This is a genomic window from Plantibacter flavus, from assembly GCF_051487245.1.
GTDB lineage: Bacteria > Actinomycetota > Actinomycetes > Actinomycetales > Microbacteriaceae > Plantibacter > Plantibacter flavus_B.
Window position 1 is genome coordinate 44,515 of the sequence record NZ_JAHVDH010000002.1, and the last position, 13,155, is coordinate 57,669.

The 13,155-nt window shown below is 69.4% G+C and carries 13 protein-coding genes; 8 read left to right on the top strand and 5 right to left on the bottom strand.

The features are described 5' to 3' along the window. Positions 1-3 precede the first annotated feature (3 nt). The gene (locus KXS11_RS04065; RefSeq protein WP_437384179.1) at positions 4-837 is read right to left on the bottom strand and encodes a DUF1206 domain-containing protein; all 834 of its coding nucleotides are present in this window, start codon (positions 835-837) and stop codon (positions 4-6) included. Between the two features lie 100 nt (positions 838-937). On the opposite strand from KXS11_RS04065, the gene KXS11_RS04070 reads away from it, so the two are divergent. Both KXS11_RS04070 and KXS11_RS04075 read left to right on the top strand, forming a co-directional pair. Next, positions 938-1,873 (top strand): alpha/beta fold hydrolase, encoded by a 936-nt coding sequence (locus KXS11_RS04070; RefSeq protein WP_437384180.1) that lies wholly within the window; start codon positions 938-940, stop codon positions 1,871-1,873. 150 nt (positions 1,874-2,023) lie between these two features. Further along, a complete protein-coding gene (locus KXS11_RS04075; RefSeq protein ID WP_437384181.1) occupies positions 2,024-3,505 on the top strand; it encodes an MFS transporter in 1,482 nt (493 codons plus the stop codon). A gap of 75 nt (positions 3,506-3,580) precedes the next feature. Here KXS11_RS04075 and KXS11_RS04080 read toward each other — a convergent pair whose 3' ends face one another. Both KXS11_RS04080 and KXS11_RS04085 read right to left on the bottom strand, forming a co-directional pair. Next, complete coding sequence (locus tag KXS11_RS04080) at positions 3,581-5,008, bottom strand: DUF2252 domain-containing protein (protein ID WP_437384182.1); 1,428 nt, start codon at positions 5,006-5,008, stop codon at positions 3,581-3,583. Positions 5,009-5,220: 212 nt separating this feature from the next. Continuing rightward, a complete protein-coding gene (locus tag KXS11_RS04085) occupies positions 5,221-5,769 on the bottom strand; it encodes a dihydrofolate reductase family protein (protein ID WP_437384859.1) in 549 nt (182 codons plus the stop codon). 120 nt (positions 5,770-5,889) lie between these two features. Here KXS11_RS04085 and ligD point away from each other — a divergent pair, with 120 nt between their 5' ends. Next, entirely contained in the window at positions 5,890-6,912 is a 1,023-nt protein-coding gene (ligD, locus tag KXS11_RS04090; protein ID WP_437384183.1) for a non-homologous end-joining DNA ligase, read from the top strand. Positions 6,913-7,011: 99 nt separating this feature from the next. Here the strand turns inward: ligD and KXS11_RS04095 are convergent, their stop codons facing one another. Further along, positions 7,012-7,329, bottom strand: coding sequence for a Fe-S cluster assembly protein HesB (locus KXS11_RS04095; protein ID WP_437384184.1), 318 nt, complete (start codon positions 7,327-7,329; stop codon positions 7,012-7,014). A 141-nt stretch (positions 7,330-7,470) separates the two neighbouring features. On the opposite strand from KXS11_RS04095, the gene KXS11_RS04100 reads away from it, so the two are divergent. The 4 genes from KXS11_RS04100 to KXS11_RS04115 all read left to right on the top strand — a co-directional run bounded on the left by KXS11_RS04100 (position 7,471) and on the right by KXS11_RS04115 (position 11,443). After that, positions 7,471-8,118, top strand: coding sequence for a TMEM175 family protein (locus KXS11_RS04100; protein WP_437384185.1), 648 nt, complete (start codon positions 7,471-7,473; stop codon positions 8,116-8,118). A 115-nt stretch (positions 8,119-8,233) separates the two neighbouring features. Beyond that, on the top strand, positions 8,234-9,292 hold the full coding sequence (locus tag KXS11_RS04105) for an iron-siderophore ABC transporter substrate-binding protein (RefSeq protein ID WP_437384186.1): 1,059 nt from the start codon (positions 8,234-8,236) through the stop codon (positions 9,290-9,292). Between the two features lie 28 nt (positions 9,293-9,320). Beyond that, entirely contained in the window at positions 9,321-10,394 is a 1,074-nt protein-coding gene (locus KXS11_RS04110; protein ID WP_437384187.1) for a FecCD family ABC transporter permease, read from the top strand. Next, the gene (locus KXS11_RS04115) at positions 10,391-11,443 is read left to right on the top strand and encodes a FecCD family ABC transporter permease (RefSeq protein ID WP_437384188.1); all 1,053 of its coding nucleotides are present in this window, start codon (positions 10,391-10,393) and stop codon (positions 11,441-11,443) included. The genes KXS11_RS04110 and KXS11_RS04115 overlap by 4 nt, the downstream gene beginning before the upstream one ends. Here KXS11_RS04115 and KXS11_RS04120 read toward each other — a convergent pair. After that, positions 11,440-11,937 (bottom strand): GbsR/MarR family transcriptional regulator, encoded by a 498-nt coding sequence (locus KXS11_RS04120; protein ID WP_437384189.1) that lies wholly within the window; start codon positions 11,935-11,937, stop codon positions 11,440-11,442. The genes KXS11_RS04115 and KXS11_RS04120 overlap by 4 nt on opposite strands. A gap of 159 nt (positions 11,938-12,096) precedes the next feature. Between KXS11_RS04120 and KXS11_RS04125 the strand changes: the two genes are divergently transcribed. Continuing rightward, positions 12,097-13,146 carry an NAD(P)-dependent alcohol dehydrogenase gene (locus KXS11_RS04125; RefSeq protein ID WP_437384190.1) on the top strand — a complete coding sequence of 350 codons (1,050 nt, stop codon included), beginning with the start codon at positions 12,097-12,099 and terminating at the stop codon, positions 13,144-13,146. The last annotated feature ends 9 nt before the right edge of the window (positions 13,147-13,155 follow it).

Sequence of the window (13,155 nt, forward strand, 5' to 3'; positions counted from 1 at the left end):
TGGTCACAGCCGGCCCCATCGTGCCCTCGCCATGCAGAAGAGGCCGTAGGCGATGAGGCCCACGCCGATGACGATCAGGATGACCACGCCGAAGGGCAGGGCGGCGAGCGCCGTGAGCGCGCCATCCATGCCGGACGCCTTGTCCGGATCGTGGGTCGCCGCTGCGACGATGAACAGGATGCCGACGACCACCAGTGCGATGCCCTTTGCGATCCATCCGACGACCCCCAGGGCGACGACTGCGCGCTTCGGGGCACCGGCCGGCGGATCGACGTCCTCGAGGAACTTCTGCGTCGCGCCTTTGAAGACGAAGAAGCCACCGATGCCGATGACGACGAGGCCGATCGCGATCACGACGAACACGCCGCCGGGGGAGGAGAGCAGCGTCGCCGTGATGCCCTGGCTGGCCTGCGAGGAGTCGGAGCTGCCACCGAGCGCGAAGACCAGGGCTGTGCTGCCCACGGTGAGGTAGGCGACCGCGATGCCGATCTTGGTGATGCGCTGACTCCAGCGCTTGCGGGTCTCGGAGTTCCGGACGAGGAAGGCCGCGATCACGTTCCAGAGCCCGAGGGCGAAGAGCCCGACGGCGACGACCCAGATGACGACGATCCCGCCGGGCGTCCCGGCGAGGGTCTTCAACGCGCCGGACTGGTCCGCGTCCCCACCGCCACTGGCTGCGCTGCCGGCCGACAGTGCGATGGAGATCGCGATCCCGCCGATGAGGATGTGGAGGAGCCCGTTCACCGCGTGACCGGTCCGCGCCAGCAGGCGCAGGCTCGTGCTGTTCCGGGCGGTGCCTGCGGCTTGGTCGGCGGCGGCGCGTGCGTTCTCGGGCATCCGACCACGGTAGCCGTCGCGCTCCACCCCTGCAGGGGGTTGCATCCCTCGGCCTCCGCCTCGACCGATCCGAACAGGCCCGTTCCTCCGAACGTCTCGTATGCGTCCCTTCACGTCAGACCCCGGTCCCCTCGCGTCGGAACCCTCCGCCATCACGCTCGACGAGGCGGCTCTCGGCCTGGGCAGGGTCGAGGTGGACACTGAGCTCGGGCCCGTCGTCGTGCGCGCTGGACGGGAGGCAGGTGGACCGGCGTCGATCCTCCTCCACGGTGCAGCCGGCTCGTGGTCGACCTGGTCGCCCGTGCTGCGCGCTGACGACGCACGGGGAGCGATGATCGACGACGTGATCGCGTTCGATCTGCCCGGTTGGGGTGAGACCGAACTGCCCGTCGGAGGCGTCCCGTCCGTCTCCGCGCTCTCGGACGCCGTCGCCGAGACGGCCCGAGCACTCGGCTACACGTCCTGGCGGGTCGTCGGCCACTCCCTCGGCGGGTTCGTCGCGCTCGACCTCGCCGTCCGGGAGCCGGTGGCGACGATCCGGGTCGACCTCGTCTCAGCGACGGGGGCTGCCGTCGTCGAGGCCATCCGGCAGCCGGTGAGCGGGGGTGCTCGGTTACCGTGGTTCGGCGGCATGCTGCTCGGGATGCGTGCGCTTGCCCGTCTCGGGAGCTGGGGAACGGCGCTGCTGGCCGCGCTGAACCGGATCGGCGCCCTCGCGCCTGCGCTCTCCCCGCTGTTCGGGCGCAACCACGACCTCTCCCGGTCGGTCGTCGACGCGCTTGTCGCCGACGTCCGTCCGGGCGCCTTCCTCCTCGCTGCCAGACTCGCCGCGGCCTACGACCTCCACGCCTGGCGAGGGATCGCTTGCCCGGTCCGGTCGATCGCAGGGGAGCGGGACGTGTTCGTCGGACGGGACGATGCCGCGATCCTGAGGGCGCTCGTCCCTGACGTCGCCACCCGTCGGCTGGCCGGTGTCGGTCATTTCGCAGCGGTCGAGCGCCCGGACGCGGTTCTGGATCTCTTCGCTTCCGCCTGACATCGTCCAGGAGTCCGCTAGACTTGTCGTCTGCCTGACTTCGTGGTCGGGGTGGTTGATCGTCCGCACCGTGCTGTGACCGCACCGTGACGTGAGCATCGATCTGGGGCTGGAAACCCCCAGCACCCACACCCCTCACGGAGGTCTCCTGTGTCTGCGTCCGCAGCAACCGCATCAGTTCCCACCACGTCCCCGTCGGGGCATCCGGCCCGCCGATGGTGGGTGCTCGTCGTCCTCGCCATGACGCAGCTCATCGTCGTGCTCGACGGCACCATCGTCAACATCGCGCTGCCCGCGGCCCAGACCGAGCTCGGTCTGTCCGACACGCAGCGGCAGTGGGTCGTCACCGCGTACGCCCTGGCGTTCGGTGCGCTGCTCCTCCTCGGTGGCCGGATCGCCGACTACTGGGGGCGGAAGCGCACCTACCTCGTCGGCATGGTCGGCTTCGGGGCGGCCTCGGCATTCGGCGGCTTCGCACAGAACGGCACCGAGCTCATCGTCGCGCGTGGCTTGCAAGGCGTGTTCGCCGCGCTCATGGCACCCGCCGCGCTCGCCCTGCTGACGGTGACCTTCACGCACGGTCGTGACCGCAACACCGCGTTCGCCGTGTTCGGCACGGTCGCCGGTGCCGGTGCCGCCGTCGGCCTCGTCCTCGGCGGCGTCCTCACGGAGTTCGCCGACTGGCGCTGGTGCCTCCTGGTGAACGTGCCGTTCGTGATCGTCGGACTCATCGCGGGCCTCGTGCTCGTGACCGAGAGCCGCGCTGAGGGCGACAACCGCTACGACTGGCTCGGCGCGATCACGGTCATCCTGGGCCTCGGCTCCCTCGTCTACGGCTTCACCCTCGCCGAGGGAGGTTGGGGTTCGGCCGACACGATCGGGTTCCTCGCGCTCGGCGCAGGTCTGCTCGCGCTCTTCGTCTTCATCGAGATGCGCGTCGCGCAGCCGCTGCTGCCGCTGCGGATCGTCGCGAACCGCGTGCGCGGTGGCGCGTTCCTCATGCAGATGGTCGTCGGCAGCGTCATGATCGGCGCGATGCTCTACCTCACCTTCCACCTGCAGATCGTGCTCGGGTTCCCGCCGCTCGAAGCCGGCATCGCTTCACTGCCGATGACGCTCGCCATCATGATCGTCGCCCCGATCGCCACGAAGCTGCTCCCGGCGATCGGCCCCCGTCCCCTCCTCATCGCGGGTCCGCTCATCGCGGCCGCTGCGCTCGTGTACCTCAGCCGGATCACGCCGGACGGTGACTACTTCGTCCAGGTGCTCCCGGCGCTCATCGTGCTGGGTGTCGGCATGGCGATGATCTTCGTCCCGATGCAGAACCTCGCCCTCACGGGTGTCGCCCCGCACGACGCCGGCGCGGCATCCGCGACGGCGAACGCCGCCATGCAGATCGGTGGCTCCATCGGCCTCTCCGTCTTCACCACGGTGTACGCGAGCGTCGCCGATGCCGCGACGGTGACCGACCAGGCGTCCCAGCTGGCAGCCTTCACCGACGGCTACGGTGCGGCGTTCATCGCGGCCGCGGTCGGCCTCGTGGTCGCGTCCGTCATCGCGATCGTCTTCATCCGCGGGCGCAAGGAAGACCTGCTCCCGTCGGGTGAGCACCAGGCGGTCCACCTGGGGTGAACGCTCTGCGTCCTCGATGATCGGTGCAGCGCCCGCTCCCCTCGGTTCCATCACGAGGTGGGTGGGCGCTCTGCATCAGCCGATCTCGCCCGCGGCGACGGCGTCGCGGAGTCTGTGGTAGTCGGTGAGCGACTGCGCCGCGTACCCGAACGACCAGTCGGTCACCGCGCGGTCGAACGTGTTCGATCGACCGAGGTACGCGGCGATCGCGGGAGCATTGGCGCTCTGCGCATGCCCGCGGGCGAGCAGGATCGCACAGCCCTCGACGTACGTCGTGTACGCGGCCGGGTCGAGCGACTCGGCATCGATCGAGCCCTTCATGTCACGGAACTGACGCACGTAGAAGTCGCGATGCCGCACACCCGTGGTGAGACCGTCGGCATCGTCGTTCCTGATCCAGCCGAGGAACGGGTCGGAGACGGCCTGCAGGATGCGTTGACCGACGACCACCCGGCGGCCCTCGTTCGGTGTCGCGTCTCCGGCGTCCGTCCACCCCGCCGACGGCACCAGCGACGGGTCCGCGCCGCCGTACTGCTGGAGGACTGAGCGTGTCGCCTCCTTGATCTGCAGGACGATCGCCTCCTGCCGGGGGCCCGTGAGGATGAGGATGAAGCACCTCGTGCCGACGCTGCCGACCCCGACGACCCGGAAGGCGAGGTCGGTGAGCGAGTACTGCGCGAGGAGGTGCGCGACGTCGGCCGGGATCGAACCCCGATACTGCTCGAAGAGCGCCTCGACGTTCGACTCGAGCGCTTCGGAGACATGGGTGAGCACCGGGGGGTCCTCGACGATCCTGCGCGTGCCATCCGATGCTCGTGTCGTGACCTTGTCGAGGAAGGCCGCAGAGGTCCGCTTCTGCGCCTGCTTCGTCGCTCTCCCGAGGATGCGACGGCCCTCCTTGCCGAGCTGCGCTCGGATGGAGTCCACGTCGACGAGCGAGTAGTAGCGCTTGAGGGTGTCCACCTGAGAGAAGGCGAGCATGGTCTCGCGGTAGACGCGCGCGGTCTCGCGAGCCGAACGACGCGCTTGGCTCTCGGTGTGTCCCGCTTGGCGCGCACCGATCACCACACTCGCGACGAGGCGCTTGACGTCCCAGTCCCAAGGCGCGGGAGCCGCCTCGTCGAAGTCGTTCAGGTCGAAGACGAGCGTGCGCTGCGGAGAGGCGTAGAAACCGAAGTTGCTGATGTGTGCGTCACCGCAGGCCACGACGGTGAGATCCGTCGAGGCGTTCCGGGCGAGATCGCTCGCCATGAGCCCGGCCGTTCCCCGGAAGAACGCGAACGGCGACTGGAGCATGCGCTCGAGCCGCAGCGGCACGAGTGCCTGCACTCGGACCGCGTTCTGCTCGGCGAGCGCGGCGACCGGGTCCCGATCGCCGACGAGGTACTCCGCGTGCGCGGAACGCGGCAGCGCGGTTCGCGCCGCCCGTCCCGCGGCGAGGGCTTCTTCGTGGGACATCGTCGGGGCGTGCTCGCGCTGCAAGCGGCTGAGGTGGGTGGTCACGTGCTCATCCTGGCGCACCGGCACCGCTCGTGGGAGGGGCGGACGCGCATTTCCTCTGCGTGGAGCGGTGCGGTGTCACAACCCGTCGATGGCAGACCGCCGTGTCGAACTCGAGGCGGCGGCAGACGGCACGGGTCGGACGGCGCGCTCACCTGGACCACGCCTGACGGCGCGACGCATCGCACCGAACCCGAGTGGGAGTTCAGCCGCGGTCAGGCGCGCTTCGCGTAGGTCGACAGCACGTTGCCGGAGCTGGTGCGGATGCTGTCGACGAGTTCCAGCCGCGTCACCGGATCGCTCGGCTCGAAGAGGTGCTTGCCCGCACCCGCGACCACCGGGTGGATCATGAGGGTCAGCCGGTCGAGGAGTCCCGCGAACAGCAGTTGGCGCACGACCGAGATACTGCCCTGCACAGCGATCCGACCGCCCTCCTGCTGCTTGAGGTCGGCGACGAACGTCTCCAACTCGCCGACGATGATGGTCGAGTTCTCCCACGCCAACGCCCCGGTGAGCGTCCGCGTCGCGACGTGCTTCCGGACCGGGTTGATGAACGACGCGAAGGGGTCTTCGGCGTCGAACGACGGCCAGAAGCCGGCCCACTCCTCATAGCTGACACGGCCGAGCAGCACGTCGTCGATGGGGGCGATCGCCTCCGTCATCATCGTGCCCATCTCGGGATCGAAGTGGTCGAACTGCCAGAGGTTCGGAGACTCGACGACGCCGTCGACGGACTGGAAGAGGGAGGCGTGGACCTCGCGCATGGGGACTCCTGACGGACTCGTGGACGATGGTGATTCGTGGTGCTCGTCCCAGTTGTACTCGTCGGCCTGCTCCACCGCCACCCTCCTGACACGAGCCCGGCACCGGCGTAGCGTTCCCGCATGGCCAGCAGCGCGATCATCCTCACCGTCCCCGGACCGCACGGCGAGCGCGAGGTGCGGTTGTCGAGCCCCGACCGAGTGCTCTGGGAGCAGTCCGACATCACGAAGCGGGACCTCGCCGAGTACCTGATCGAGGTCGCACCGGCCTTCCTCGCGGCGAACGGCGGGCGCCCCGTCTCCCTGCAGCGCTTCCCTGGTGGTGTCGACGGTGAGCAGTTCTTCTCGAAGAACCCGCCGAAGGGGGCTCCGAACTTCGTCCGCGCGGTCGACGTCGTCTACCCGAGCGGACGGACCCATCCACAACTCGTCCTCGACGAGGCCGCCGGGATCGTCTGGGCCGCGCAGATGAACACGGTCGTGTTCCACCCCTGGCCCTCCCGGGCCGAGGACACCGACCATCCGGACGAGCTGCGGATCGACCTCGACCCGCAGCCGGGCACCGGGTTCGCGGACGCCGTCCGTGTCGCAGGTGACCTCAGGGCGCTGCTGGCCGAGGTCGGACTGACAGGCTTCGTCAAGACCTCCGGCAACCGCGGTGTCCACGTCTTCGCGCCGATCGAACCGGAACACGAGTTCCTGGACGTCCGCCACGCGGTCATCGCCGCCGCCCGCGAGCTCGAACGTCGAGATTCCGAGCGCGTGACGACCTCCTGGTGGAAGGAGGAGCGAGGTGAGCGTATCTTCGTCGACTACAACCAGGCGAACCGTGATCGCACGATGGCCGGTGCTTACAGTCCGCGTGCCCTGCCGGGGGCGACGGTCTCGTGCCCGGTGACCTGGGACGAGCTGGCGGAGATCGATCCGGCCGACTTCACCGTCCGCAGCGTGCCGGAGCGTCTTCGGACGGTGGGGGATCCGTGGGCGTCGATGCACGAGTCGCCCGGTCGGATCGGCGCCCTGCTGGAGTGGTGGGAGCGGGACCTCGCCGACGGTCTCGGCGAACTGCCGTTCCCGCCCGACTTCCCGAAGATGCCGGGGGAGCCGCCGCGGGTGCAGCCGAGCCGGGCCAAGCGGGCACCGTAGGCGCACGCACGCACGAGGCCGCCCGGCGATCGTCGATCACCGGGCGGCCCGTCGTGCTGCGCGCCGAACTGGGGCGCGGTGAAGCTGTGCTGCCTGCGGCTATTCCGCCTTGCCGAGGGCGAAGCGGACGCCGCCCTGGTCGTCGATCTGCGCGTCGAGGACGGCGTCGCTGAGTGCGACGGCTGCGGACTCCTCGAGGAACACGGTGGCTCCTGCGCTTTCGATCACCTGGTCCTCAGCCTGCGGCTGGGTGGTCATCGTCACCTCGAACCCGTTGTCGTCGGAGCTGCTGATGCGCAGCCCCGCGGTGGAGGTGAGTGCGGACGCGTCGTCCGGGACCACGAGACCCGGAGTGAGCGGTGCGTTCTCGGCGAGGGTCTTGACGACTCGGCCGGCGTTCTCGGTCAGGGTGAGCATGTGTGTTCTCCATTCCGTTCGCGAATACGAGTTCCCCACCTTGCTCGGGTTCGGCGGCGGATGCCACCCGAGAACGGATCCTCTGCGGGAACTGCCACGGAACTCTGCAGGGATTCACACCTGGCTCACTAGGCTGCGGGCATGACGAAGGATGATCAACCCGGCGGCCTGCCGTTCCGGCGCACCGGCCGAGGTACCGTCTCGACGAGGCGCCTGGAGGCGTTCACCGACGGCGTGTTCGCGATCGCGGCGACACTCCTCGTGCTCGACCTCACGGTCAACGACATCGGCAGGGTCGCGACGAGCGAGGACCTGTGGGCTTCGTTGTCGGCGATGGGCAGCTCGTTCCTGAGCTTCGTGGTGAGCTTCCTCCTCCTGTGTCTCCTCTGGTCGGTGCATGTCAGCCAGTTCGAGCACATCGTGCGCGTCGACGGCGTGTTGACGACGCTCAACACGCTGCGTCTCCTGGGGATCGTGCTCATCCCGTTCACCACGACGCTGAACGCGGACTTCTCCGATGTGACGCTCGGGCGGATCGTCCTGCCGATCAACTTCCTGTTCGTCGTCGTCATCGGCTATCTGCAGTGGTTGTGGGCCTCGCGTCAGGGGAGCGGCCTGCTCGACGACATGCCGGAGGGTGAGCGGAAGCTCTCCCGTGCCGGGTCGCTGAGTGCGGTGGTGCTCGGTGTGATCGCGCTGGCGCTGGCGCCGCTGCTCGGCTCGCTCGCGTTCCTCGCGTACGCGCTCGACGCCCCGATGACGAGGTTGCTGCAGCGTCTCGGGCGTTGACGGGGGATATGTCCGCGCTGACCGGATCGTGACACGTCGAACTTTCAAGACATTTGAAAGTTAGGTAAGGTGAGGCTGCGCTAAGTTCGCGCGACTCCCCACGAAAGGCACCGTCATGGTCCATGCCCCTGCCCCCACGCCTGCGGCCGCATCCCGCGTCACCCGTCTCCGTCGCAGCACCCCCGTCATCGGCCTCGTCGCCGCCGGTCTCCTCCTGAGCGGCTGCAGTGCCAGCGCGGACTCCAGCGCCGGCGCTTCGGGCGACTTCACCCCCGTCACGATCGAGCACGCCCTCGGAGAAGCGGTCATCACCGAGCAGCCCGAGCGCATCGTGACGCTCGGCATGGGCTCCGCAGAGACCGTCATCGCCCTCGGCACCGTCCCGGTCGGCATCGAGGAGTACCCCTGGGGCAGCGATGACACCGGGTACCTGCCCTGGATCCACGACGCCGTCACCGAGCAGGGAGCCGAGTTGCCCGAGCAGTTCACGGGCGGCACCGAACTCGACATCGAGGCCATCGTCGAACTCGACCCCGACCTCATCCTCGCGCCGTGGTCCGGCGTGACCCAGGAGCAGTACGACGTGCTCACGGACATCGCGCCGACCGTCGCCTACGAGGAGTCGCCCTGGACCATCACCTGGAAGGACCAGATGAGCGTCATCGGCGAGGCGATGGGCAAGGCCGATGAGGTGGACGGTCTCATCGACGGCATCGAAGCACAGTTCGCCGAGGCGACCGCAGCGCACCCCGTGTATCAGGAGGTGTCGTTCTCCTTCATCTACAACACCGGCCCTGGCACCCTCGGCGTGTTCTTCCCCGAGGAGCAGCGCGTCGCCATGGTGAGCGCCCTCGGTCTGCAGGTCGACCCGGTCGCGAACACGCTCGAGGAGACCGAAGGCACCGACTCCGCCGTGATCGGACTCGAGAACGGTGACCTCCTGAAGGACTCCGACCTCATCTTCACGTTCTACTCCGACCCGGCGAACCGCACGGAGATCGAGGCGCAGCCGCTCTACAACGCGATCCCGGCCATCGGTCGCGGCTCGGTCGTCGCACCGACGGACCAGCCGTTCGTCACCGGCTCGTCGATCATCAACCCACTGACGGTGCCGTGGTCGCTCGAGCGCTACGTGCCGCTCATCGACGCAGCGGTCGCGAAACTCGACAAGTAGTCGTCGAGCAGGAAGAACAGCGCAACCGATGACTCACGACGGCGGCAGCGCGGCGCAGGAGGCGACGGGTGCACGAGCACCCGCCGCCCGGCGCGCGCTGCCCGCCGGAGCTCCACCCGGGCGCACCGCGCTCGTCATCACGGGGTCCGCGCTGCTCCTCGTCCTCGTCGCGGCGGTCGGCCTCGTCGCCGGCAGCAAGGCGACCGGCGTCGGCGACGTCTGGCAGGTGCTCACCGGAGGGGGCGAAGAATACCTGCGCACGGTCGTCGACAGCCGGATCCCGCGCACCATCCTCGGTGCGCTCGTCGGGGCGGCCCTCGCGGTCGCCGGTGTCATCATCCAGGGCATCACCCGGAACCCGCTCGGAGACCCGGGTCTGCTCGGCGTCACCGTCGGCGCCTCGGCAGCCGTCGTCACCGCCACAGCCTTCTTCGGGTTCGCCGGAGGAGCCGCGACCGTGTGGGTCGCGTTGCCCGGTGCCCTCATCACCGTCATCGCGGTCTACGCCATCGGAGGCCGCGGCGCCGGCGGGAGCGCTGTCCCGCTCGTGCTCACCGGTGCGGTCGTCGCCGCCGTCCTCGGTGCGTACATCCAGGCGATGACGCTCACGATGCCGACCGTCTTCGACTCCTACCGCCACTGGGTCATCGGTGCGCTGTCCGGGCGGGGCTTCGAGACCATCTGGTCGGTGCTCTCGGTGCTCGTTCTCGGCATGCTGCTCGCCGGGCTGCTCGCCGGTGGCCTCAACACGCTCGCGCTCGGCGACGAGGTCGCAGCCTCGCTCGGGGTTCGGGTGCAACTCGTCCGTGCCACCGGCATCCTCGCCGCCGGCCTCCTCAGCGCCGCCGCCACCGCAGCCGTCGGACCCATCGCGTTCGTCGGCCTCGCCGTGCCCCACCTCGTGCGTTCGCTCGTGGGGGCCGACCACCGCGCAGCGCTGCCCGTCGCCGTCCTCCTCGGCGGCACGCTCCTCATCGCCGCCGACATCGTCGGACGCGTCGTCGCCCGACCCGAGGAGCTCATGGTCGGCGTCGTCACCGCGTTCGTCGGGGCGCCGGTGCTCCTCTACGCCGTGCGTCGCGGATGGGCGACGAGATCGTGACCGGCACGACCCGGTTGCCGGGGACACGGATCCTGCGGATCGGCACGCGAGTCGCGCTGCCCGTCCGTCGCCGTGCGGTGATCGTCTGTCTGCTCGTCGTGGCCGTGCTGTTCGTCGCCGGACTGGCCACGCTCACCATGGGGCGTCTCGGTGTCCCGCTCGGGGAGCTGTTCGCCGCGGCCATCGTGCCGCCGGAGGGCAAGACCGCCTTCGTGCTCGAACGCCTGCGCGGTCCACGACTCGCCACCGCCATCGGAGTCGGGGCAGCGCTCGGTCTCGCGGGCACGCTGTTCCAGACCGTCACCCGCAACCCGCTCGGCAGCCCGGACGTCATCGGCCTCGGCGCCGGCGCCGGTGCCGGTGTCGCCGTCACGACCATCCTCTGGAACGGGGTCGTCCCGACGCCGCTCGGCGCGCTCGCCGGCGCAGCCGTCGCGATCTTCCTCGTCCACCTCTCCACGGGTCGAGGCTTCGCGTCGCCCGCCCGCGTGATCATCGCCGGTATCGGTGTCGCCGCCATGGCGGCGGCCGTCACCCAGTACGTCGTGAGCATCGGCCTCCGTGACCAGGCGTCCCAGCTCGCCGCAGCGCTCGCCGGTTCGCTCAACGCCGCCGACTGGAATGACGTCGCGGTCCTCGCCGTGACGATCCTGATCGTGCTCCCCGTCGCGGCGGTGCTCGGCAGCGAGCTCCGGCTCATCGAGCTCGGCGACGACACGGCCGACGCGCTCGGCGCGCGCGCGGTCCGCACCCGGACGATCGCGATCGTCCTCTCCGTCGTCGCCGCCGCGGGTGCTGTCACGGCGGCCGGACCGATCGCCTTCGTCGCGCTCACAGCACCGCAGATCGCCCGCCGCGCCACCCGGACGGCCGGACCCAACCTCGTCGCATCCGCCCTCATCGGTGCAGGCATCATGGTGACCGCGGACCTCATCGTCCAGCAGAGCCCGTGGGCCGATGGCCTCCCGGTCGGCGTGCTGACGGCCGGCGTCGGCGGCGTGTACCTCGGATTCCTCCTGATCCGCGAGTGGCGGGGTGGCCGGGTCTAGTGCTCCCGGGCACCCGGTGAGGCCGCAGCGTCGCGCTCGCGTTTGAAGCGCTCCCACTCACTGCTGAGACTCCGGTTGTCGATGATCCAGCCCATGTAGTCGCGCATGTTCAACACCCGCTCATGCGACGGCGTGCCCGGTGTCGTGTGCGCGAGAGCCGCCTCCGCGAGGCGCCGCTGCTGGTCGAGGTAGTCGTGCTCGCTCGCGAGGAAGCCACCCCAGACGTCTGCGGCCATCACGAAGTAATGGGAGCGGTCACCCGGCTGCCTCACCCGGCGCACGAAGCCGCTGTCGACGAGACGGCGCGTGTACGTCGACACCGACCCGCGGCTCGCACCGAGCGCTGCGGCGAGCTCGTCGGCCGTGACACCCGTCGTGTCGCTGACGAGCAGGTAGCCGGCGATGCGCCCCTCGATCCGTGAGGCGCCGCGGGTCTGCCAGTAGTCGGCGAAGCGTTCGACGAACCACTCCGGAAACCGTGCCTCATCGTTCACCGGCGTATGCCTCCCTCGTACCAGCAGACCCCCAGCTTGCCACGCTCGGGGAGCGATGTGCTTCCACGGCTGATAGCGTCGATGGTGCCTGCGCCCAGCTCCTCGATGCTGGACGATCCGCAGGCATCGCACCCTCATCCACTTCCGCAGAGGAGCACCGTGACCACTGTCGCCGCCATCATCAAGCCCACCGCCGACGCGCCCTTCGAGGTCGGCACCATCGAGCGTCGTGCGCCCCGCGCGAACGACGTCGTCATCGACGTCCGGTACGCCGGCATCTGCCACAGCGACATCCACCAGGCTCGCGAGGAATGGGGCAAGGCCATCTTCCCGATGGTGCCCGGCCACGAGATCGCGGGCGTCGTGACCGCTGTCGGCGACGCCGTGACGAAGCACCAGGTCGGCGACCGCGTCGGCATCGGCTGCTTCGTCGACTCGTGTCGCGAGTGCGAGAACTGCCTCGCCGGCGAGGAGCAGTTCTGCCTGAAGGGCAACGTTGCCACTTACAACGGCCGCGAGTACGACGGCGAGCCCACCTACGGCGGCTACAGCACGGAGATCGTCGCCGACGAGAACTACGTGCTGAGCATCCCCGAGGGCATCGAGCTCGACGTCGCAGCACCCCTCCTCTGTGCCGGCATCACCACCTACTCGCCCCTCAAGCACTGGGGCGCGGGTCCCGGCAAGTCCGTCGCGATCGTCGGCATGGGCGGCCTGGGCCACATGGGTGTGAAGATCGCCCACGCGCTCGGCGCCGAGGTCACGGTCCTCAGCCAGACCATGTCGAAGCAGGCCGACGGTGAGCGCTTCGGCGCCGACCACTACTACGCCACGGGCGAGGAGGGCGTGCTGAAGTCACTGCGCGGCCGCTTCGACCTCATCATCAACACGGTCTCGGCCGACATCGACATCGACGCCTACCTCGCAACCCTGAAGCTCAACGGCTCGATGGTGTTCGTCGGCCTGCCGGAGAACACCCAGGAGTTCCGGGTGTTCTCGCTCGTCGGCGGGCGTCGCTCGCTCGCCGGTTCCAACATCGGTGGCATCCGCGAGACCCAGGAGATGCTCGACTTCTGCGCCGAGCACGGCCTCGGTGCGGAGATCGAACTGATCGGAGCCGACGAGGTCGAGGGCGCTTACGACCGCGTCGTGCGCAGCGACGTGCGCTACCGCTTCGTGATCGACACCAAGACGATCGGCTCGCGATAGCCTGAACAG